Annotated in this window: 17 protein-coding genes; 11 read left to right on the top strand and 6 right to left on the bottom strand. The window is 71.4% G+C overall.

Going from position 1 to position 21,924, the window contains the following annotated elements; all coding sequences use genetic code 11:
- Positions 1 to 41: 41 nt before the first annotated feature.
- From ACTWJ8_RS29050 to ACTWJ8_RS29040, 3 genes are all read left to right on the top strand, one after another.
- The gene (locus ACTWJ8_RS29050) at positions 42 to 818 is read left to right on the top strand and encodes a DUF4142 domain-containing protein (protein WP_443260667.1); all 777 of its coding nucleotides are present in this window, start codon (positions 42 to 44) and stop codon (positions 816 to 818) included.
- 62 nt (positions 819 to 880) lie between these two features.
- Positions 881 to 1,666: a TIGR04222 domain-containing membrane protein gene (locus ACTWJ8_RS29045; protein ID WP_443260666.1), complete on the top strand. Its 786-nt coding sequence runs from the start codon at positions 881 to 883 to the stop codon at positions 1,664 to 1,666.
- A 181-nt stretch (positions 1,667 to 1,847) separates the two neighbouring features.
- Positions 1,848 to 3,428 (top strand): alpha/beta hydrolase, encoded by a 1,581-nt coding sequence (locus ACTWJ8_RS29040; protein WP_443260665.1) that lies wholly within the window; start codon positions 1,848 to 1,850, stop codon positions 3,426 to 3,428.
- Positions 3,429 to 3,435: 7 nt separating this feature from the next.
- Here ACTWJ8_RS29040 and hemQ read toward each other — a convergent pair whose 3' ends face one another.
- Both hemQ and hemG read right to left on the bottom strand, forming a co-directional pair.
- Positions 3,436 to 4,167 (bottom strand): hydrogen peroxide-dependent heme synthase, encoded by a 732-nt coding sequence (gene hemQ / locus ACTWJ8_RS29035; RefSeq protein ID WP_356378560.1) that lies wholly within the window; start codon positions 4,165 to 4,167, stop codon positions 3,436 to 3,438.
- A gap of 4 nt (positions 4,168 to 4,171) precedes the next feature.
- Positions 4,172 to 5,656 carry a protoporphyrinogen oxidase gene (gene hemG, locus ACTWJ8_RS29030; protein ID WP_356378558.1) on the bottom strand — a complete coding sequence of 495 codons (1,485 nt, stop codon included), beginning with the start codon at positions 5,654 to 5,656 and terminating at the stop codon, positions 4,172 to 4,174.
- A 152-nt stretch (positions 5,657 to 5,808) separates the two neighbouring features.
- Here hemG and ACTWJ8_RS29025 point away from each other — a divergent pair, with 152 nt between their 5' ends.
- On the top strand, positions 5,809 to 6,738 hold the full coding sequence (locus ACTWJ8_RS29025; protein ID WP_443260664.1) for a DUF4349 domain-containing protein: 930 nt from the start codon (positions 5,809 to 5,811) through the stop codon (positions 6,736 to 6,738).
- Positions 6,739 to 6,792: 54 nt separating this feature from the next.
- Positions 6,793 to 8,178 (top strand): FAD-dependent oxidoreductase, encoded by a 1,386-nt coding sequence (locus ACTWJ8_RS29020; protein WP_356378552.1) that lies wholly within the window; start codon positions 6,793 to 6,795, stop codon positions 8,176 to 8,178.
- A gap of 28 nt (positions 8,179 to 8,206) precedes the next feature.
- Here the strand turns inward: ACTWJ8_RS29020 and hemE are convergent, their stop codons facing one another.
- Positions 8,207 to 9,286 carry a uroporphyrinogen decarboxylase gene (hemE, locus tag ACTWJ8_RS29015; RefSeq protein ID WP_443260663.1) on the bottom strand — a complete coding sequence of 360 codons (1,080 nt, stop codon included), beginning with the start codon at positions 9,284 to 9,286 and terminating at the stop codon, positions 8,207 to 8,209.
- Between the two features lie 112 nt (positions 9,287 to 9,398).
- Here hemE and ACTWJ8_RS29010 point away from each other — a divergent pair, with 112 nt between their 5' ends.
- The 5 genes from ACTWJ8_RS29010 (at position 9,399) to ACTWJ8_RS28990 (ending at position 16,082) form a co-directional block, all read left to right on the top strand.
- Positions 9,399 to 10,124, top strand: coding sequence for a DUF3000 domain-containing protein (locus ACTWJ8_RS29010; protein WP_443260662.1), 726 nt, complete (start codon positions 9,399 to 9,401; stop codon positions 10,122 to 10,124).
- A 336-nt stretch (positions 10,125 to 10,460) separates the two neighbouring features.
- On the top strand, positions 10,461 to 11,123 hold the full coding sequence (locus ACTWJ8_RS29005) for a response regulator transcription factor (protein ID WP_266602921.1): 663 nt from the start codon (positions 10,461 to 10,463) through the stop codon (positions 11,121 to 11,123).
- 103 nt (positions 11,124 to 11,226) lie between these two features.
- Complete coding sequence (locus ACTWJ8_RS29000) at positions 11,227 to 12,534, top strand: HRDC domain-containing protein (protein WP_356378543.1); 1,308 nt, start codon at positions 11,227 to 11,229, stop codon at positions 12,532 to 12,534.
- A 192-nt stretch (positions 12,535 to 12,726) separates the two neighbouring features.
- Positions 12,727 to 13,953, top strand: a complete 1,227-nt coding sequence (locus ACTWJ8_RS28995; protein WP_356378541.1) for a thiolase family protein — start codon at positions 12,727 to 12,729, stop codon at positions 13,951 to 13,953.
- The gene (locus ACTWJ8_RS28990) at positions 13,950 to 16,082 is read left to right on the top strand and encodes a 3-hydroxyacyl-CoA dehydrogenase NAD-binding domain-containing protein (RefSeq protein ID WP_356378538.1); all 2,133 of its coding nucleotides are present in this window, start codon (positions 13,950 to 13,952) and stop codon (positions 16,080 to 16,082) included. The genes ACTWJ8_RS28995 and ACTWJ8_RS28990 overlap by 4 nt, the downstream gene beginning before the upstream one ends.
- Before the next feature lie 86 nt (positions 16,083 to 16,168).
- Here the strand turns inward: ACTWJ8_RS28990 and ACTWJ8_RS28985 are convergent, their stop codons facing one another.
- Positions 16,169 to 17,206 (bottom strand): hypothetical protein, encoded by a 1,038-nt coding sequence (locus ACTWJ8_RS28985; RefSeq protein ID WP_443260661.1) that lies wholly within the window; start codon positions 17,204 to 17,206, stop codon positions 16,169 to 16,171.
- A gap of 51 nt (positions 17,207 to 17,257) precedes the next feature.
- Here ACTWJ8_RS28985 and ACTWJ8_RS28980 point away from each other — a divergent pair, with 51 nt between their 5' ends.
- Entirely contained in the window at positions 17,258 to 17,614 is a 357-nt protein-coding gene (locus tag ACTWJ8_RS28980) for an NTP pyrophosphohydrolase (RefSeq protein ID WP_356378533.1), read from the top strand.
- Between the two features lie 24 nt (positions 17,615 to 17,638).
- On the opposite strand, the gene ACTWJ8_RS28975 is transcribed toward ACTWJ8_RS28980, so the two are convergent.
- Positions 17,639 to 20,380, bottom strand: coding sequence for a bifunctional glycosyltransferase/CDP-glycerol:glycerophosphate glycerophosphotransferase (locus ACTWJ8_RS28975; RefSeq protein WP_356378530.1), 2,742 nt, complete (start codon positions 20,378 to 20,380; stop codon positions 17,639 to 17,641).
- A gap of 50 nt (positions 20,381 to 20,430) precedes the next feature.
- Positions 20,431 to 21,906 (bottom strand): glycosyltransferase family 2 protein, encoded by a 1,476-nt coding sequence (locus tag ACTWJ8_RS28970; protein ID WP_443260660.1) that lies wholly within the window; start codon positions 21,904 to 21,906, stop codon positions 20,431 to 20,433.
- Positions 21,907 to 21,924 lie beyond the last annotated feature (18 nt).

The following is a 21,924-nucleotide window of genomic DNA, read 5'->3' as shown; positions in this document are numbered from 1 at the left end:
CCGCCCCGCGGCTAGCGTGCGATGTCGCACCAGGAGGCCCCATGCGACCGACCCCGCCCCACGCCGTCCGCACCGGCACCGTCCTCATCGTCACCGCCCTCGTGGCGACCGTGGCCGCGCTCGTCCTCCCCCTCTGGTCGTACGCGGACCGCTCCGGCACCGGGCTCGACGAGTTGAACGCCCAGTCCGTGAGCACCAGATTCGGCCCGCTGTCCGCCACGGACCGCGTCTTCATCACCAAGGTGCGGCTCGCCGGGCTGTGGGAGCTGCCGGCCGGGCAGCAGGCCGAGGAACGCGCCCCGAGCGAGGCGGTCGAGACGGCGGGCAGGCACCTCGTCGAGGGCCACACCTTCCTGGACGCCCGGGTGCGCGAGGTCGCGGCCCGCCTCGACCTGGAGCTGCCCAGCCAACCGAACACCCAACAACAGGGCTGGCTCCGGGAGTTGACCGCCGCGCGCGGCGAGGACTACGAGCGGAAGTTCGCCAACATCCTGCGCCGCGCCCACGGCCAGGTCTTCTCCCTGGTCGCCCAGGTCCGCGCCGCCACCCGCAACTCCCTGGTGCGGCAGCTCGCCGACGACGCCAACACCACCGTCCTCGACCACATCAAGGTCCTGGAGGCGACGGGCCTCGTCGACTTCGACGCGCTGGCCCGCGACGCCGCGACCGCGAGCCCGCCGCCCGCGACCCGCTCCCCCGCCCCGCCGGGACCGACCCCCGACCCGGCGACCCCGCCCCCGGTCTCCGCGACCCCCACCCCGTCGTTCTCCCTGCCGCCCGCCGCGTCCCGCCCCCGACCCGACGTCACGAGCCGATAACAGCGCGTCCACATCGTGGGCGGCCCGTAGCGGTATCCGCACAACTGTCGTAGAAACTGCGCATGTTGTGGGTCCTGTTCCTCCTCGTCGCCTGTGCCGCCGCGGGTGTCTCCTGCGGGCGGCTGTGTCTCGCGGCCGTGCGCGCCGCCGAGAGCGAACGCGCCGCGGGCCCGCGCCCCGCCGCCGCCGACACCGTGCTCCGGGGCCACGAGCTGTCCCTGTACGAGACCGCCTTCCTGTCCGGCGGCCCGGACCGGGTGGCCGACGTGACGCTGGTGTCGATGGCCCGCAGCCGCCGGTTGCTGCTCGCGCACACCGGCTGGGCGACCGTCGTCGACCCGGTCGGCGAGGACGCCATGGAGCGTTCGGTGCTGGGCGCGATCGGCCCGGACGCGCAGGCCAGGATCGCCCCGCTGCGGTCGGCCGCCGCGGCCGGAGACGCCGTGCGGGCGCTCGCCGAGCGGCTCGTCGCGGCCGGGCTCGCGGTGCCCGACCGGGAGCGCGCGACGCTCGCGGGCGCGGTCCGCCAGGTGCGGCAGGCGACGGTCGCCGTGCTGGTGCTCGGCGCGCTCGCGGTGCTGCTGCCGGGCGAGAGCGCGCAGCGGGGCGGCCCGGTGGCGCTGTGGTTCGGCCTTCCGCTGCTGCTGACGCTGAGCTGTCTGACGCTCGCCCGCGTGGAGATCCACCCGTACACGCGCTGGGCGTCGCCGACCGGGCAGCGGCTGCTCGCCGGGCGTCCGCTCGGCTCCGGCAGCCTGTTCGCCGTGGCGGTGCGCGGCGTCCGCGCGGTCGACGACTCGCAGCTGCGGGCGGCGCTCATCGGCACGGGGCGCCATACCACCGACTGAGCCTGGCGGCAGCCGGAAAGCGGCGGACGCCACGCATCAGGGTCATCGTTCCGACACCCACGACCTGGTCCTTTACTTCGCCGACCGCCACCCCAAGGATCCCTTTCGTGCGCGCGCCGCACGGGCCCGACGCCTGGCCGCAGGGCCGCGCGAGCCCCGACGAAAGGGACACGTCCAAGCGATGAGAGCAGCCCCCGCCATCGGCGCCACCGCCGGATCCTTGCTCCTCTCGGCCCTGGCCGCCGCCCCCGCGGGCGCCGCGGGCCCGCCCCCGTACCCGGCCGAGACCGTCGGCGCCCATCTCGCGGCGGAGCGCGCCGAGTCGGCGGGCGTCCACTGGGGCGCCTGCCCGAAGGTGGAGGAGCTGCCGAAGTCGGTGCAGTGCGGCACGGTCTCCGTACCGCTCGACTACGCGAGGCCGCTCGGCAAGAAGATCGAGCTGACCGTCAGCCGGACGAAGGCGACGGGCAAGGACCGTCGCAGCAAGGTCGCCCGCCAGGGCGCGCTCGTCTTCAACCCCGGCGGCCCCGGCGGCAACGGCATGTACTTCCCGATGGCCGCCACCCTCCCCGAGTGGCGCTCCATCGCCGCCGCGTACGACCTGGTCGGCTACGCGCCCCGGGGCGTGGGCCGGTCCGCGCCGCTGTCCTGCGAGGACCCGAAGACGTACCAGAAGGCGCCCACGCAGTCGCCGGTCCACCCCACGGACGCGTACAAGGAGAAGCGCATCGCGCGGGCGAAGGCGTACGCGCGCTCGTGCGTGGAACGGAACCCGGGCATCGAGCACTACACGACGCTGAACAACGCCCGCGACCTGGACGTGCTGCGGGCCGCGCTCGGCGAGAAGAAGCTGACGTTCATGGGCGCCTCGTACGGCACGTACCTGGGCGCCGTGTACGCGGACCTGTTCCCCTCGCACGTGCGGCGGATGGTCTTCGACTCGGCGGTCGACCCGTCACCGGACGGCGTCTGGTACCGGAACAACCTGGAGCAGTCGGCCGCCTTCGAGCGCCGCTGGGCGGACTTCAGGGCCTGGGTAGCCCGCCACGACAAGGCGTACCACCTGGGGAACACGCCGGAGAAGGTGCAGTCCGCGTACGAGAAGGTGCGCAAGGAGCTGTCGCGCGAGCCGGCCGGCGGCAAGGTCGGGCCAGGACAGCTGCAGGCGGCGTTCCTCCAGACCGGCTACTACGACGACTACTGGCCGCTGCGCGCCCACGCGCTCGCGGCGTACGTGAAGGGCGACCCGAAGCCGCTCGTCGACCAGGCGGCGCCGATCCCGCGGGCCGCGAAGGAGGACGAGAACGGCAACGCGGTCTACACGGCCGTCCAGTGCAACGACGCGCCCTGGCCGACGGACTTCGCCACCTGGGACCGCGACAACACGGAACTCGCGAAGCGCGCCCCGTTCGAGACGTGGGACAACGCGTGGATGAACCTGCCGTGCGCCTACTGGTCGGCGCCCCGGCAGCGCCCGGTCGACGTGCGCACCGCGCCCGGCGAACTCCCGCCGACGCTGATCCTGGCGGCGGAGCGGGACGCGGCGACGCCGTACAAGGGCGCGCTCGAACTGAACCGCCGCGTCGCGGGCTCCGCCCTCGTCACCGAACGCGATGCGGGCACGCACGGCATCGGCGCGGGCCCGAACGCCTGCGTGAACGGCCGCATGGACGCGTACCTGCTGCACGGGGAGCTTCCCGAGGACGGCTCGGCCTCCTGCGCACCGCACAAGGAACCCGAGCCGCTCGGTTCAGGTCGGTGACCAGGACCTACGCGAGCCCGGCCACCAGGTCCGCGACGGACTTGCGGCGGCCCGTGAAGAACGGAACCTCCTCGCGGACGTGCCGCCGCGCCTCGGAACCGCGCAGGTGACGCATGAGGTCGACGATCCGGTACAGCTCGTCGGCCTCGAACGCGAGGATCCACTCGTAGTCGCCGAGGGAGAACGACGCGACCGTGTTGGCCCGCACGTCCGGGAAGCCGCGCGCCATCTTGCCGTGGTCGGCGAGCATCTTCCGGCGCTCGTCGTCGGGCAGCAGGTACCAGTCGTACGAGCGCACGAACGGGTACACCGACACGTAGTCGCGCGGCGTCTCGTCGGCGAGGAACGCCGGGATGTGCGAGCGGTTGAACTCGGCGGGGCGATGCAGCGCCATGTTCGACCACACCGGCTCGAGCGCGCGGCCCAGCTTGGTGCGGCGGAACAGGTTGTACGCCTCCTGGAGCTGGTCGGCCGTCTCGGCGTGCCACCAGATCATGAGGTCGGCGTCGGCGCGCAGACCGGACACGTCGTACGTGCCGCGGATCGTGACGTCCTTCGCGGCGAGCTGGTCGAACAGCTCCTGGACCTCGTCGGCGTACCCGGCGCGGTCCTCCGGCAGCACGTCCTTCAGCTTGAAGACGGACCACAGGGTGTAGCGGATGGTCTCGTTGAGATCCTTCGCCAGCTTGCCCTTGTTCGGTACGCGCGCGGCGTCGGTGTTGGGGGTGTCGTCGCTCATGTCCTCATTCTCCTGCTCCGCCGTGCATGCTCTGCACCGGGTCCGCCTTCAGCTCGTCGAGCGCGGTGGTGTCCCCGCCGAGCATGTCCACGGCGGCGTACGCACTGGCGATGCAGGCGGGGATGCCGACGCCGTCGTACGCGGCTCCGCACACGGCGAGGCCCGGCACGGCCGCGATGTGCTCGCGGATCCGGTCGACGCGGGCGGCGTGCCCGACGGGGTACTGGGGCAGTCCGTCCTTCCAGCGCGTGACGTGCGCGGCGACGGGGGCGGCGCCGAGCCCCGTGGCCTCGCGCAGGTCCTGGCGGGACAGGTCGACGAGGTCGTTGTCGTCGCGGGCGAGGTCCTTCTCGTCGCCGTACCGGCCGACGGAGGTGCGGACGACCATCAGGTCCGGGTTCTGCTCGGCGATCCAGCCCCATTTGCGGGAGGCGAAGGTGGCGGCCTTGATCGTGTGGCCGTCGACCGGCGGGACGAGGAAGCCGCTGCCCTCGGGGAGGTCGGCCTCGGACTTACGGAACGCCATGGTGATCAGGGCCATGGAGGCGTACTCGATGCGGCGCAGCTCCTGGGAGGCCATCGGGGAGGCGGTGCGCAGCAGGCTCGCGGCGGCGGGCGCGGGCAGCGCGACGATCACCTGGTCGGCCTCGAAGGCGCGGCCGGACTCGGTGCCGAGCCGCCAGAGTCCGTCGCGGGTGGTGAGGGACGTGGCGCGCTCGCCGAGCAGGATCTCGCCGCCCTTGGCGCGCACGGCGTCGGCGACGGCGCCGGGGAGGGTGCCGATGCCGCCCTCGATGCCCATGAACACGGGCCCGGTCTGCTGCTTGGCCGCGGCGCGCTCCTGGATGGCGCGGACCGCCTCCGTGAGCGAGACGTGCTTCGCGGCCTCCTCGAAGAGCTGCGGCACGGCGCTGCGCATGGAGATGAGGTCGGCGTCGCCCGCGTAGACGCCGCCGAGCAGCGGTTCGACGAGCCGGTCGACGACCTCGCGGCCGAGGCGCGCGGTGACGTACTTCCCGACGGCCACGTCGTCACCGATGTGGGCGGGTGGCAGGTGGTCGTCGCGGCGGATGCGGCGCAGCCCCTCGTCGGACAGCACGCCCTCGAGCGCCTCGGCGGTGCCGGGGACGCCCATGACGTGGCCCTTGGGCATGGGGCGCAGGGCGCCGCGGGTCCAGATGGACGCGGAGGCGGTGCTCGGCGGCTGGAGTCGGTCGCCGAGGCCCACCTCGCGGGCGAGGCCGACCGCCTCGGGGCGGCGGGCGAGCATCGACTCGGCGCCGAGGTCCACGCGGGCGCCGGCGATGTCGCCGACGCGCAGCTTGCCGCCGAGCCGGTCGTCGGCCTCCAGGACGGTCACCCGAACCCGCTCGTCGCCGTCGAGCAGCCGGTGGGCGGCCGCGAGGCCCGCGATCCCGCCGCCGACGACGAGGACCTTCCTGCCCCGCCCGTCCCGGCCCGTCTTCCGCACAGTGTCCGCTTCACGCATGCCCCCCACTTTGTCAGAACGTCAGCGCTGGATTGACACGTGTGGACGTGTCCCGACCGTGACCCGTTCGGGATCGCTCGGCAACCACCGTTCGGCCCACTCGCGCGTCGAAGGAGGCGTCGGATCACCATCACGCCTTCGGGGGTATGTCGATGCACGTTTCGGTTGGGACACGCACCAGGCCGCGTCCGCTCGCGCTGCTCGCCGCCGCGCTCTTCACGGTGTCGCTCGCGCTGACCGGCTGTTCGGGGGCGGGCGGCGACGCGGGGTCGAAGTCCGCGGCCGACTCCGACGGGAAGGCGGCGGCGCCCACGTCCGGGGGCGGCGCCGCACCTGGCTCCCAGAAGTCATCGGATTCACGGGATTCACAGGATTCACAGGACGGCTCGCAGCCGCCGAAGCTCACGGGCGTCCACGTCATCCGCACCGCGCGCCTCTCCGTCCGCGTCAAGGACGTCCCGGAAGCCCTGGCCGAGGCCCGCGCGGCGGCGGAGAACGCGGGCGGCATGGTCGGCGACGAGGTCACCGACCGCGACTCCCACGGCCACGAGCGCTCCCGTGTGACGCTCCGCGTGCCGCAGGAGTCGTACGCGGAGGTGCTCGACGAACTCGCGGGCGGGGGCCGACTGCTGGAGCGGAACGAGACGGCGAAGGACGTCACGGACGAGGTGGTGGACGTCGGGAGCCGCATCAAGTCGCAGCGGGCGAGCGTGGCGCGGGTGCGGGAACTCATGGACCGCGCGGAGAAGTTGAGCGACGTCGTCACGCTCGAGGGCGAACTCGGCTCCCGTCAGTCCGAGTTGGAGTCCCTCCTGGCCCAACAGGCCTCCCTCAAGAACCGTACGAGCCTGGCGACGATCACCCTCCGCCTGACGGAACCCCACCCGCCGGCCGCCCCCGTGGAGGACAAGGACCCCGGCCTCCTCGATGCCTTGGCAGGCGGCTGGAACGCCTTCACCACGGGGCTGAAGTGGATCGGCATGGGCGTGGCGGCGATCCTCCCGTTCGCGGTGGTCCTCGCGCTGCCGACCTTCCTGTTCCTCCGGTTCAGGCGGCGCGCGTCGAGCCCCTCCGGCGATTGAGGGGCGGGGCCCGGGGCAGCGCCCCGCGACCGCGACGCCGGGTAGCGTGAACAGATGAACAGCGAACCCGCGCGCGAGCGCCTCGTGGTGATCGGCGGCGACGCCACCGGCATGTCCGCCGCGTCCCAGGCCCGCCGCCTCAAGGGCCCGGACGAACTGGAGATCGTCGCCTTCGAACGGGGCCACTTCACGTCGTACTCGGCGTGCGGCATCCCGTACTGGGTCGGCGGACAGGTGGAGGAGCGGGACGAGCTGATCGCCCGCTCCCCCGAGGAGCACCGGGCCCGCGGTATCGATCTGCGCACCCGCACGGAGGTCGTGGAGATCGACGTGGCGGGTCGCCGGGTCCGCTCCCGGGAGCTGGACGGCGGGGCCGAGTCCTGGACCTCGTACGACAAGCTCGTGATCGCGACGGGGGCCCGGCCCGTCCGCCCCGATCTGCCGGGCATCGACGCGCCGGGCGTGCACGGCGTGCAGACGCTCGACGACGGCCAGGCGCTGCTCGACACGCTGCGGGCGACGAAGGGGCGCAGGGCGGTCGTGGTCGGCGCCGGTTACATCGGCGTGGAGATGGCGGAGGCGCTGATCAACCGCGGGTACGAGGTGACGGTCGTCAACCGGGGCGCCGAACCGATGTCGACGCTCGACGCCGACATGGGCCGGCTCGTGCACGAGGCGATGACCGGCCTGGGCATCACGATGGTCGACGACGCCGAGGTCACCAAGATCCGCACCGGCGACGACGGCCGGGTCCGCGCGGTGGCCACGGACGACGCGGAGTACCCGGCGGACGTGGTGGTGCTGGGCATCGGGGTGCGCCCGGAGACGAGCCTCGCCCGGGAGGCCGGGCTGCCGCTCGGCGCGCACGGCGGGCTCCTGACGGACCGGTCGATGCGGGTGCGCGGCCACGAGGACATCTGGGCGGGCGGCGACTGCGTGGAGGTCCTCGACCTGGTGTCGGGCGCGGAACGCCACATCGCGCTGGGCACGCACGCGAACAAGCACGGCCAGATCATCGGCGCGAACGTCGGCGGGGACTACGCGACGTTCCCCGGTGTCGTCGGCACGGCGGTCAGCAAGGTGTGCGACCTGGAGATCGCCCGTACGGGCCTGCGCGAGAAGGACGCGCACCGCGCCGGGCTCCAGTTCGTGACCGTCACCATCGAGTCGACCAGCAGGGCGGGCTACTACCCGGGCGCGGCCCTGATGACGGTGAAGATGCTGGCGGAGCGCCGCACGGGCCGCCTGCTCGGCGTGCAGATCGTGGGCCGCGAGGGCGCGGCGAAACGCGTCGACGTGGCGGCGGTTGCCCTGACGGCCGGCATGACGGTGGAACAGATGACCGCCCTCGACCTCGGCTACGCCCCACCCTTCTCCCCGGTCTGGGACCCGATCCTGGTGGCGGCGCGGAAGGCGGTGGCGGCGGTGCGGGCGGGCTGAGGTCCCGGCCCGCACCGGCGCCCGCGCGTCAGGACGCGGTCTGCGTGTGCACGTGCTCCACCAGGCGCGTCAGGGCGTCCGGGTCGGTCGTGGGCATGACGCCGTGGCCGAGGTTGAAGATGTGGCCCTCCAGGGCCGAGGCGGAGTCGAGGACCTCGCGGGTCTTGGTCTCGACGGCCTCGGGGGTGGAGAAGAGGACGGCCGGGTCGAGGTTGCCCTGGAGCGCCTTGCCGGGGCCCACGCGGCGGGCGGCCTCGTCGAGCGGGACGCGCCAGTCGACGCCGACGACGTCCGCGCCGGCCTCGCCCATCAGGCCGAGCAGCTCGCCGGTGCCGACGCCGAAGTGGATGCGCGGCACGCCGTACGACTCGACGGCCTGGAAGACCTTGGCGGAGGCGGGCATCACGGAGCGGCGGTAGTCGGCGGGGGCGAGCGCACCCACCCAGGAGTCGAACAGCTGCACGGCGCTGGCCCCGGCCTCGATCTGCACCTTCAGGAACGCGGAGGTGATCTCGGCGAGCCGGTCGATGAGGTCGGCCCACAGCTGCGGGTCGCCGTACATGAGCGCCTTGGTGTGCTCGTGGTTGCGGGACGGGCCGCCCTCCACGAGGTAGCTGGCGAGGGTGAAGGGGGCGCCCGCGAAGCCGATCAGCGGGGTGCCGCCGAGCTCGGCGGTGAGCAGGCCGATGGCCTCGGTGACGTACCAGACGTCCTCGGGGGTGAGGTCCCGCAGCTGCGCGAGGTCGGCGCGCGAGCGGATCGGGTTGGCGACGACCGGGCCGACGCCGGGCTTGATGTCGAGGTCGATGCCGATGGCCTTGAGCGGCACGACGATGTCGCTGAAGTAGATCGCCGCGTCGACCTTGTGGCGGCGCACCGGCTGCATGGTGATCTCGGCGACCAGGTCGGGGCGCATGCAGGAGTCCAGCATGGCGATGCCCTCGCGCACCTTGAGGTACTCGGGCAGCGAGCGGCCCGCCTGGCGCATGAACCACACCGGGGTATGCGGCACGGGCTCGCGCCTGCACGCCTTGAGGAAGGCGGAATCCTTGGTGGCTTCGTACGTCGCTGACGGCTGCTGGCCCGTGGCCTCGGTGTTGGCACTCACACCCGAAAGTTTCGCACGCCCGCGCCGCCGCCTGTGAAGGACATGGGGAAGGGGGCTCCCGCAGGGGTGTCCTTCCCCGCGCGCGGGGCCCGCTCCCCTTAACCTTCCCGGCATGGCAGCGGCTCAGGGACGACGGTCGGGCGACGGGCGCGACGACCACGACGGGACAGGCGGGATGAGTGAATCGGTGCGGGAGGGGCAGAACGCTCGGGACATGAACGCTGCACAGGAGCACGACCCCACCCCGCCCGCCTTCCGCACGGCCGTCGACGCCCTGCGTTCCGCGCGGCTCCGCCCGGAGATCGAGATCGACCCGACGCGGCCGCCCCAGCGTCTGGCCCCCTACGCGTACGCGCTCGAGGCCGCGGTCGTCGACGGTGACGAGGATCTGGCCGACGGCCGGCTCGTCCTGCTGCACGATCCGGCGGGGCACGACGCCTGGCACGGCACCTTCCGGCTCGTGACGCTCGTGCGGGCCGAGCTGGAGCCCGAGATGGCCGCCGACCCGCTGCTCCCCGACGTCTCCTGGTCGTGGCTGACGGGCGCGCTGCAGGCCCGCGGGCTCTCGTACGGGGAGCCTTCGGGCACGGTCACCCGCGCGAGTTCGCACTACTTCGGCGGGCTCGGCGACCGGGCGCCCGCCTCGCAGATCGAGATCCGGGCGTCGTGGACGCCGCGCGAGGGCCTGGGCGGGGTGCCGGACACGGCCTCGCACCTGGCGGCGTGGTGCGAGGTGCTCTGCCAGATCGCGGGGCTCCCGCCGGTGGCGGCGGGGCCGCAGGGCTCGGACGGCGCGGTGGTGACGCTGCCGCAGCGGCGGGGGCCGCAGCCTTCCTGACGGACGGTTCGTTTTCGGCCGCGTCGGACGAGGTCCGGCGCGGCTTTCGCATGTGCGGGGGCCGGGCGGCGCGCGAGACCCTGGAACGGCACCCCGAAACGGTCCCCTTCGATCCCGATCGGTCCCATTCGGTTCGCTTGTATGCGCCTCATGACTATTCGCCACCCTTTCGAATGATCGACAATGCGTCCGAATTGCACGCATTGTTACTCACCAAATCGTGATCATTCCCTAAAGGCGAGCAGGTTTGATGCCGAAGGTTGCTGTGACCTTGAAAGCACGGTTCATCCCGGCTTCATCCCCGAGCCGGCTCCGTCCCGCACCCCAGGAGGCCTGGTGTCCGTTCTCCTCGAGCAGCCCTCAAGCCTGGTCGCCTACCGCCCGAACAAGCCGACCGCGATGGTGGTCGTGGCCGACCCCCGCGTCCGTTCCACCGTGACCCGCCATCTGTGGGCGCTCGGTGTTCGTGACGTGATCGAGGCCTCGTCCGTCGCGGAGGCTCGTCCCCGCATCGGCAACCCCCGCGACATCTGCGTCGCCGACGTCCACCTCCCCGATGGATCCGGCCTGACGCTCCTTTCCGAAACCCGAGCCGCGGGCTGGCCCAACGGGCTCGCCCTCTCCGCCGCCGACGACATCGGTGCCGTGCGCAACGCCCTCGCGGGCGGCGTCAAGGGCTACGTCGTCACCGGCACCCGTACGAACATCGGCCTGCCCACCCGGCCCGGCGCCGCCCCCATCGGCGCCGCGGCCGCCCGTATGCACCGTCGCCCCCCGGGTGCCCCGAGCCACCCGGGCGGCTACCGCGAACTGTCAGGACGCGAAGTGGAGGTGCTCCGGCTGGTCGCCGAGGGCCAGTCGAACAAGGCCATCGGCGTCTCCATGGGGCTCTCCGCCCTGACCGTCAAGAGCCACCTCGCCCGCATCGCGCGCAAGCTCGGCACGGGTGACCGGGCCGGCATGGTGGCGGTCGCGCTGCGCACCGGCATCATCCACTGACCGCACACCGTGTGGCCGGAAACATCCGGTTTACTCGGACCCGACGCCCGTCGACGTAACGTTCCGTCGACGGGCGTCGCGCGTTCACAGATACTCTTGACAGGTGACCGACGCCCAAGAGACCGCAGCAGACAGTTCACTGCGCACCACCGGAGGCGCCCCTCTGGACGACGGCGGATCTTCTGCTGAAGGATCTGTTGGTTCAGTCAGCGGTGCGCCCACCCCCCTCCTCGAGCCCCGCGAGGGCATCCCGCCGGTGATCGCCGACGAGGCCTCGCTCGCCGACGTCGTGGCCGCCTTCGCCGCCGGGTCAGGACCCGTCGCCGTCGACGCCGAGCGCGCGTCCGGCTACCGGTACGGGCAGCGCGCCTATCTGGTGCAGCTGCGCCGCGAGGGCGCGGGCACCGCGCTCATCGACCCGGTCGCCTGCCCCGACCTCTCCTCGCTCGGCACCGCCATCGGCGACGCCGAGTGGGACCTGCACGCCGCGACGCAGGACCTGCCGTGCCTGCGCGACATAGGCATGCGACCCACCCGCCTGTTCGACACCGAGCTGGCCGGGCGCCTCGCCGGGTTCCCGCGGGTCGGCCTCGGCGCGATGGTCGAGAACGTGCTCGGCTACGTACTGGAGAAGGGCCACTCCGCCGTCGACTGGTCGACGCGCCCGCTGCCCGAGCCCTGGCTGCGCTACGCCGCGCTCGACGTGGAGCTCCTCGTCGACCTGCGCGACGCGCTGGAGAAGGAGCTCGACCGGCAGGGCAAGCTGGAGTGGGCCCACGAGGAGTTCGACGCCATCGCCTCCGCGCCGCCCGCGCCGCCGCGCAAGGACCCGTGGCGCCGCACGTCCGGGATGCACAAGGTGCGGCGCCGCCGCCAGATGGCCGTCGTACGTGAGCTGTGGACGGCCCGCGACCAGGTCGCGCAGCGCCGTGACGTGTCGCCGGGCAAGGTGCTCGGGGACGCCGCGATCGTCGAGGCCGCGCTCGCGATGCCGCCCAACGTGCACGCGCTCTCGGCGCTGCCCGGCTTCGGGCACCGGATGGGGCGGCGGCAGCTGGAGCAGTGGCAGGCGGCGGTCGACCGGGCGCGGGCCCTGTCCGACGCGGAGCTGCCGCAGCCGGGCCAGCCGACCACCGGGCCCCCGCCGCCGCGCGCCTGGGCCGACAAGGATCCGGCCGCCGCGGCCCGGCTCTCCGCCGCGCGCGCCGCGGTGTCGGCGCTCGCCGAGACGCTGTCGATGCCGCAGGAGAACCTGATCACGCCGGACACCGTGCGGCGGGTGTGCTGGGAGCCGCCCGCCTCGATCGACGCGGAGTCGGTGGCGGAGGCGCTGCGCTCGCACGGCGCGCGGAACTGGCAGATCAACCAGGTGACGCCGATCCTGATCCCGGCACTGGCCTCCCGGCCCTGACCCGGTCCGTCCCCCGCTCGACACGCCCCTCGGCCCACGCCGGGGGGCGTTTTCGCGCGCTCGCCCCCACCTCGATCGCCCCAGCTCAAATGTGACCTTCGCCGCTCCCGCCGGGGGGACTTCAAGACTTGGTTACTCGCAAGTAGCATGGCGGTATTCGCAGCGCATTCCCGTACCTGGAGGAGAGCCATCGTGCCTCGTACCGTCAGGGACGTCGTCTTCGTCGACGGCGTCCGCACCCCGTTCGGCAAGGCGGGCCCGAAGGGCATCTACCACGAGACCCGCGCCGACGACCTGGTCGTCAAGTCCATCCGGGAGCTGCTGCGCCGCAACCCGAACCTGGACCCCGCGAAGATCGACGAGGTCGCCGTCGCCGCGACCACGCAGACCGGTGACCAGGGCCTGACCCTCGGCCGCACGGCCGGCATCCTCGCCGGTCTCCCGCAGTCCGTGCCGGGCTACTCGATCGACCGCATGTGCGCGGGCGCGCTCACCGCCGTCACCACCACCGCGGGCTCCATCGCGTTCGGCGCGTACGACGCCGTCATCGCGGGCGGCGTCGAGCACATGGGCCGCCACCCCATGGGCGAGGGCGTCGACCCGAACCCCCGCTTCGTGTCGGAGAAGCTCGTCGACGAGTCCGCCCTGTTCATGGGCATGACCGCCGAGAACCTGCACGACCGCTACCCGCACATCACCAAGGAGCGCACCGACAAGTACGCGGTCGGCTCCCAGGAGAAGGCGGCGAAGGCGTACGCGAACGGCAAGATCCAGCAGGACCTCGTCCCGATCTCCGTCCGCAACACGAACCCCGACGTCGGCGAGACCGGCTGGGGCCTGGTGACGGCCGACGAGCCGATGCGTCCGGGCACCACCCTGGAGAACCTCGCGGGCCTCAAGACCCCGTTCCGCACGCACGGCCGCGTCACGGCCGGCAACGCGGCGGGCCTGAACGACGGCGCCACCGCCTCGATCATCGCCTCCGAGGACTTCGCCCGCGAGAACGACCTCCCGGTCCGCATGCGCCTCGTCTCCTACGCCTTCGCGGGCGTGGAGCCGGAGGTCATGGGCTACGGCCCGATCCCCGCGACCGAGAAGGCCCTCGCCAAGGCCGGCCTCGGCATCGAGGACATCGGCCTCTTCGAGATCAACGAGGCGTTCGCCATCCAGGTCCTGGCCTTCCTGGACCACTACGGCATCGCCGACGACGACCCGCGCGTCAACCAGTACGGCGGCGCCATCGCGTACGGCCACCCGCTCGCCTCCTCCGGCGTCCGTCTGATGACGCAGCTGGCCCGCCAGTTCGAGGAGCAGCCGGAGGTCCGCTACGGCATCACGACCATGTGCGTCGGCTTCGGCATGGGCGCCACGGTCATCTGGGAGAACCCGCACCACAAGGACGCCGGAGGCGACAAGTGAGCACCACCACCGCTGAGCTCCTGAAGGGCGCATCCGCCCTCTTCCCCGACGAGGTCGTCACGTCGGCGCACGTACGCCACCTCGACCTGCCGTACGGTGCGGGCAAGTTCGCCCTCATCACGCTGGACAACGGCCTGGACCACACCAAGCCGACCACCTTCGGCCCGGCCTCCCTCGCCAACCTGAACACGGCGATCGACCAGGTGGAGAAGGAGGCCGCCGAGGGCGACATCGTCGGCGTCGGCGTCACCGGCAAGCCGTTCATCTTCGCGGTCGGCGCCGACCTCAAGGGCGTCGAGCTGCTGAAGCGCCACGAGGACGCGCTCGCCATCGGCAAGGGCGGCCACGAGGTCTTCAAGCGCCTGTCCGCGCTCGCCGTTCCCACGTTCGCGTACTACAACGGCGCGGCGATGGGCGGCGGCGTCGAGGTCGGTCTGCACTGCAGCTACCGCACCGTCTCGAAGGCCCTCCCGGCCTTCTCGCTGCCCGAGGTCTTCCTCGGCCTGGTTCCGGGCTGGGGCGGCTGCGCCCTGCTCCCGAACCTGATCGGCGCCGACAAGGCCGTCTCGGTCATCATCGAGAACAGCCTGAACCAGAACAAGCAGCTCAAGGGCGCGCAGGTCTACGAGCTGGGCATCGCCGACGCCCTTTTCGAGGGCGCGGACTTCCTGGAGCAGTCCCTCATCTGGACCGCCCAGGTCCTCAAGGGCGACGTCAAGGTCGAGCGCCCCGACGTCGACCGCGGCGAGGCCTGGGACCAGGCCGTGGCGCGCGGCAGGTTCATCGCCGACGGCAAGGTGCACGGTGCCGCCCCGGCCGCGTACCGCGCGCTCGACATCATCGCGAACGCGAAGTCCGGCGACCTCCAGGCCGGCTTCGACGCCGAGGACCAGGCGCTCGCCGACCTCATCATGGGCGGCGAACTGCGCTCGGGCATCTACGCGTTCAACCTCGTCCAGAAGCGCGCCAAGCGCCCCGCCGGCGCCCCGGACAAGAACCTGGCGCGCCCGGTCACGAAGGTCGGCGTCGTCGGCGCGGGCCTGATGGCCAGCCAGCTCGCCCTCCTCTTCCTCCGTCGCCTCGAGGTCCCGGTCGTCCTCACGGACATCGACCAGGAGCGCGTCGACAAGGGCGTCGGTTACGTCCACGCCGAGATCGAGAAGCTGCTCGGCAAGGGCCGCATCAACCAGGACAAGGCGAACCGCCTCAAGGGCCTGGTCTCCGGTGTGCTCGACAAGGCCGAGGGCTTCGCGGACGCCGACTTCATCATCGAGGCGGTCTTCGAGGAGATCGGCGTCAAGCAGCAGGTGTTCGCCGAGGTGGAGGCCGTGGCCCCCGCGCACGCGATCCTGGCGACGAACACGTCCTCCCTCTCCGTCTCGGAGATGGCCTCGAAGCTCAAGCACCCCGAGCGCGTGGTCGGCTTCCACTTCTTCAACCCGGTCGCGATCCTCCCGCTCCTGGAGATCGTCCGCGGCGAGCAGACGGACGACGCGGCGCTGGCGACGGCGTTCGGCGTGGCCAAGAAGCTGAAGAAGACGGCGGTCCTGGTCAAGGACGCCCCGGCGTTCGTGGTCAACCGCATCCTGACCCGCTTCATGGGCGAGATCCAGAACGTCATCGACGAGGGCACGCCGGTCGCGGTCGCCGAGAAGGCCGTCGAGCCGCTCGGCCTCCCGATGTCCCCGCTGGTCCTCCTCGAGCTGGTCGGCCCGGCCATCGGCCTGCACGTCTCGGAGACCCTGAACCGCGCCTTCCCGGAGCGCTTCACGGTGTCCCCGAACCTGGCGGCCGTCGTCAAGGCCGGCAAGCGCGGCTTCTACGTCTACGACTCCGGCAAGCCGGAGCTGGACCCCGAGGTCGCCGCGCTCCTCAAGCAGGGCGACAAGGTCCTCACGGAGGAGCAGGTCCGCGACCGCGTCCTCGACGCGGTGGCCCAGGAGATCGGCCTGATGCTCGACGAGAACGTCGTCGCCGAGGCCCAGGACATCGACCTCTGCCTGATCACCGGCGCCGGCTGGCCCTTCCACCTGGGCGGCATCACGCCGTACCTGGACCGCGAGGGCGTCAGCGAGCGGGTGAACGGCAAGCGTTTCCTGGAGACCGGGGTGGCTTCGGTCCCGGCGTAACGGTGCGCGCCTGACAGCGTGAAGGCCGCCTTCGACCTCCTGGTCGAAGGCGGCCTTCACGTCTTTCGCCGACAGGTCGCCGGTGGTCAGCCGACGTGCCGCCACGCCTCCAGAGCGAGCCCCGGCTCGTCCCGCTTGCGCGGCGCGAGGTACAGCCGCCCTTGGGGGCCGGGCTCCCGACTCCCCGCGACGACACGCCCTTCCCCGTCCTCCACGAGCGCGACGGACGCGTCGGCCGCCAACTCGGGCCCGGACTCGGTCCACCAGGCGCCCGCGCTCTCCCACTCGGTGGGATACGCGGCGAAGGCGACCCGCCCGCCGCTCGCACGCTGGGCCAGCAACGTACAGTCCACGTCGTCGAGCCGGCACCGGATCGCGGCGACGGCCCCCGGCCCCACCGCGTCGACGACCCGCACCGGCGCCTCTCCCCCGCGCCAGGCACACACGGCCCCGTCCTCGTCGGTGAAAAAGAGGGTGGTGTGCTCGGCTGAGGTGGCGAGCGCGCGCAGCGTCCCGGGCCTGGCAGCCGCGGGCTGCACCTTCTCGTCCCGTACGAGGGGCCGCCCGGCCTCCTCCTGCCGCCAGCGCAGCAGTCCGCCGTCGCCGGTGACGGCATACAGGTCGACGAGCCCCGACTCCCCCGTCACGGCGGCGAGTTCCCCGTGCACGTCCTCGCCCTTGAGGTCACGCCAGGGCCCCCAGCCGCCCTTCTCCTCCTGCGCCCGCAGGCTCACTCCGCCGCCGTTGTTCCGTACGAACACGTGGGCGCGCCCCTGCGCGTCGACGGCGACGGCGGGCGGCCCGGTGCGGTCGCCCTTCTTGTTCGGATGGCCGATGGGGTTCCAGTCGAGCGCGGCGAGGCGCGCCTGGAAGTGCGTCGAGTGCACGAGCCCGGCCTCGCCCGGCACGGTGGGCCGCCAGGCGACGAGGTGGGCGTACCCCTGCGGGCCGCGGGCCACGGCCGGCTCCGGCTGCACGCGCTGCTCGCCGCCGACGGGGCGGGGCGGCGACCAGGGGCCTCCCGGGTACGCCTCGGCGCGACAGACGACGGCGTCGCCGCCGGGGTCGTACGCGTAGGCGCAGAGTCCGCCGTCCCGAGAACGCATGAGCCAGTCGCCGTTCACGTCCCCCACCTTAAGCCGAGCCTGCGGGGCGTCCCGTGCGACCCTGGGCCCATGAACGAACTCCTGGTCGTCGACGGCGCCAACGTCGTCGGCTCCGTCCCCGACGGCTGGTGGCGCGACCGCCGCGCCGCGGCGGAACGCCTCCGCGACCACCTCGCCGCCCGCGCGGCCCGCACCGGCGAGGACGTGATCCTCGTCGTCGAGGGCGCGGCGCGGGGTGTGGAGTCGGTGCCGGGGGTGCGGGTGGAGTCGGCGAGCGGGAGCGGGGACGATCACATTGTGGAGCTGGTGGCGGGGGTGGAGGTGGGGCGGGGGTGTGTGGTGGTTACGGCGGATCGTGAATTGCGGCGCCGAGTAGGCGAGTTCGGTGCGACGTGCGTGGGACCTCGCACGGTCTGGCCCGCTTGAGGTCCCTCGCACGACCTGCCCGCATCACGCGTCGGAGGCCGCCAGCTGCGCGATCGCCTTCGTGGCACGGGCGCAGTTGTTCCGGTCTTCGAAGGCGAAGAACGCGCGTGCTCTCTGGTCGTACTCCGGCTCTCTCCTGCACCCGTTGCTCAGATAGCGGATGACTTCGTTGACCACTTCGTCGACGGTGGCGCACACCGGCCCGAACCCGTCGCGCTCGGCCTCGAAGTACCCCTTCCTCGCGTGCTTGGCCCAGTACTCGTCCGGGTCGAACCGTGCGTAGACCAGTGGCGTGCCGAGGTAGGCCATGTCGAAGTGGACCGACGACCAGTCGGTGATGAACAGATCGCACTGCCGCAGCGCCGTCTGGACGCTGACCTTCGTCTGGTCCAGCCGCTGGACGCGCGGGTGGTCCGGCACCACACCGTCGATCATGTTCCGCATCTCGTAGTGCGGAAGGAAGTCGAGCACGAAGTCGTAGTACTCGAGGGCCTTCATGAGCCTGGGATCGCGGAGCAGTCGCACCATGAAGTCGCGGTACGTGGACTCCCGGAAGATCTCCTTGACGGCTTCCTGGTCGGCTCCGTCCCCCTGGAGGTACGAGGGCACCGTCAGGTACTTGCGCCACGTGGGCATCAGCAGGACACGGCGTCCGCCGCGGTCCGGCTGGAGGGCGTCGAAGCGCGGGAAGCCCAAGGCCTGCGCCTGATCTCCGTAGTGCATGTGCTCCGAGAAGTACGCGGATTCCCTGGCGCTGGTCGCGAACACCAGGTCCACGCCGGTCCTGTTGCGGTGCAGAGCCTTGCTGCCGTCCTCGTCGGTCACTCCGTGCTGGAGGAAGACGCGCCGCGCGCCCACTCGCCAGTTCAGGTGCTTGAGGTAGTTCGTGCGGTTCCACTCCTCGGGGAGCATGTACGAGTCGATGTCGTAGGCGTTGATGAGCAACGTCGCGTGCAACAGAAGCAGCTTGTGCTTCCAGGACCCGTGCGCGACCACGTTCCCCAGGCGTTTCAGCTTGGCCCTGTCCGCGCTCGCCTTGTCGATGATGTAGTAGGCCTTGCGGCGCCGTTCGTGCTTCCGCAGGTACGTGAACAGGTGCAGGCTGTTGTCCTGGGCGGTGTCGGTCCGCTCGCCGATGAGCCAGATCTCCTTGCGCCGGAAGAATCTGAGGGTCATGCGGCGAATGGCCCGAGCACGCCAGAAGGGCGCCTTGCGCTTCTTCTGGTCCGCGTCGAGGCTCTGAAGGAACTCCTCCCAGTCCTTCGCGCTCTTCTTGCCCCGCGCCTCCCGGACCACGAGCACCGCGTTGTCCTTGCCCTTCGAGAGCGGCAGCACCCATCGGTCGCCGACCCGCATGCCCCGGGCGCCGCGGAGCATCGCCGTCGTGGTCATGCAGGGACGCGAGACGTCCCTGCCGGACGTGCAGAAGACGAGCTTCAACGGGAACTCGCCGTCCTTGACCGCGCCCACCGGGAGCACCGCCTCGAACCCTCCCCACTCGAGATCGTCCCGGGTGGCCTTGAGGTCGCTGCGCCACACCTGCCGCGCGGGCACCATCTGGCCGCTCTTCTCGGCCCACAGCTGCATCGGATTGCGCATCGGCCGGCTCATCGGCAGTCCGTTGAGGACGAAGCGGCCGGCCACGAGGACGCCGCCCTCCGCCGGTGCCGCCTGGACGCGCTCCACATGCACGCTGGTGGAGGAGACCTTCGTCAGCGGAAGCAGGGCGCTGGGGACCGAGAGGTCCAGATACAGGTCGCCGCCTCGTCCGTAGACCCCGCCGATCTCCTGCCCCGGCCGCGCGAACAGCTCGAACCAGTTCATGTACATCGCAAGGAACGGCACCCGGTGGCGGGTGTCGTGGGTGGAGGAGAGGATCGCGTCGGGAGTCAGCTGCGTGTAGACCGCGCGGGCTCGCTGGAAGAGCTGGAAGAGCTCCGCCTCGGGCAGCACTTCCGGCGCGCGCAGGGCGAAGCCCTGGTAGCTGCGCACCAGAAATCGGTTGAGGACCTCCACGCGGTGTCCGGAGAGCCGGGGGCGGAGCGTCAGCAGGTACTCCTCCAGCAGGAGGTGGTCCCAGTAGTTCGCTGTGCGTTCCCAGAGCTTGTCCATCGTGGAGTCCTCGGCGGCCCGCTTGCGGTACTGGTAGACCGTGTGCGGCACCATCGCGATCCGGTCCGCGAGCAGCATCGCGGGGACCGAGAAGAACGCGTCCTCGAAGTGCACGCCCTCGCGGAACCGAATGTTGTTGGCGCGGATGAACTCGACGTCGAACAGTTTGTGGCAGGCGCTCCCGCCGTGGATCATCTCCGGAATGTTCTCGATGCCGGGGTGAACTTGGGTGTTCGTTCCGAAATAGCGGAGCCAGGGCCAACTGGTCTCTTCCGGAAACGTCTCCATCCGTCCGATGGTGAGCGGCACACCTTCTTTGACCGCCGTGCGCCACATGGTTTCGAGGGCATCGTCGGGCAGCACGTCGTCCGAGTCGCAGAACGTGATGTAGCGGGCGCTGACCAGATCCATTCCCGCGTTCCGAGCACCGCCGGCCTTGCCCTGCGGGTGCACGAACGCCCATACGTTCTGGTACTGCGCGGCGAAGGCGGCGGCGATCGCGGGAGAGCTGTCACTGCTCCCGTTGTCGACCAGAATCACCTGACAGCGGTCGAATATCGTCTGACGGGCCAGCGAGTCCAGGCACTCCTGGAGATATCTCTCCACATTGAAGATGGGGACGACGACGGCGACGTCGTAGACGGGATCGAACACGTGTGACTCCTGTTTTCTACCGAATGCTCCATTTCTGGAGGGAATACCGATCAGTGCTGGGGGGCCTCGATGACGAGCTGGGCGTTGCCGCCGTCGGCCGCGATGCGGGTCAGCCCGTGGAAGCCGCCCACCGGAGGCTGCTGGAGCAGCGCCGGGGAAACGGTGCAGGGTCGGGAGACGTCCCTGCCCCGGGTGCACACCACGAGGCGGACCGGGAAGGACCCGGCCGGGAACTCCCTGGGGTCGAGGGTGACGCTGAAGACGGCCCCCTGCTCGCCCGCCCCTTCTTGCGTCTGCCCGTGATTGACCGCGGGGAGTGTCTTTCCGCTGCGCTCGAACCAGACTTGCAGTTCGAGCTTGGCCAGCAGTTCGTCGGGAAGCCCGTTGACCGAGAACCGGCCGTGGATCACCGCGGTTCCGGAGTCACCCGCGACGATTCCCTCGATCCGGGCGGGGACGGACGTGACCTTGGTGAGGGGCAGCCCCCAGGACGTGCCCGCGTAGTCGACGTAGAGGTCGCCCTCCCGGCCGAAGACCGATCCGAGGACGGCGCCCGCCCGGTAGAAGAGATCGAAGTCCCCGAAGTGGAGCGCGAGGTACGGGATACGGTGCCGTGTGTCGTTCGTGCTCCGGGCGAACTGCTCCGCGGTGATCCCCCAGTACACCTGTCGGCAGCGCTCGAAGAGCTGGCGGCAGTCGGACTCCGACAGCACCCTCGGCGCCCTCAGCAGGAAGCCCTGGACACTGCGGATGAGAAAGCGCTCCAGCGTTTCCTGCTGATAGGGCGTCAGCCCCTGACGCATGGCCGCGAGGTACTCCAGCATCACCAGCTGGTCGACATAGTTCTGCGGAAGGTCCCAGATGGTGTCCATGACGGAGGTGCCGTCTCCGCGCCTGCGGTACTGGTAGACGGGCGCGTCGACCAACGCGATGCGCTCGGACAACAGCAGGGCGGGGATCGAGACATAGGCGTCCTCGAAGGCGGTGCCGGTGCCGAACCGAATTCCTTGCGCGCGCAGCAGGTCGAGGTCGAAGATCTTGTTCCAGCACGATGCCGAATGGATCAGGTCGGGGACGTCGATGACGCTGCCGACCGTTTTCACGTTCTTCCCGAAGTACTTGTGCCACGGCGACTTGACCGGCTTGGGGAGGTGCTTCTCCCGCCCCACGACGACCGTGGCCCTGGTCTTGACGACGGTGTCGCGGAGCACCTGGAGCGCGCGCTCAGGGACGATGTCGTCCGCGTCCCAGAAGACGATGTACGGCGTCGTCGCCATGTCCATCCCCATGTTGCGCGCATCGCCGGCGCGTCCCTGAGGCTGCGTCACCAGATCGACGTTGGAGTACAGCGCGGCGAATTCGCTCGCCATGGCCACCGACTGGTCGGTGCTGCCGTTGTCGACGAGGATCACATGCGCACGTGCGAAAGCCGTCTGCGCGGCCACCGACGCCAGGAACTCCGCGAAGTAGTTCTGGACGTCACGGAACGGCACGACGACGGTGACGTCACGGTTGGCTTGGGACATGCTTCCTCCTGGCACGGC

This window comes from Streptomyces sp. SDT5-1, from assembly GCF_052245995.1.
Taxonomy (GTDB): domain Bacteria; phylum Actinomycetota; class Actinomycetes; order Streptomycetales; family Streptomycetaceae; genus Streptomyces.
This window is presented reverse-complemented; position numbering and strand designations above follow the sequence as displayed.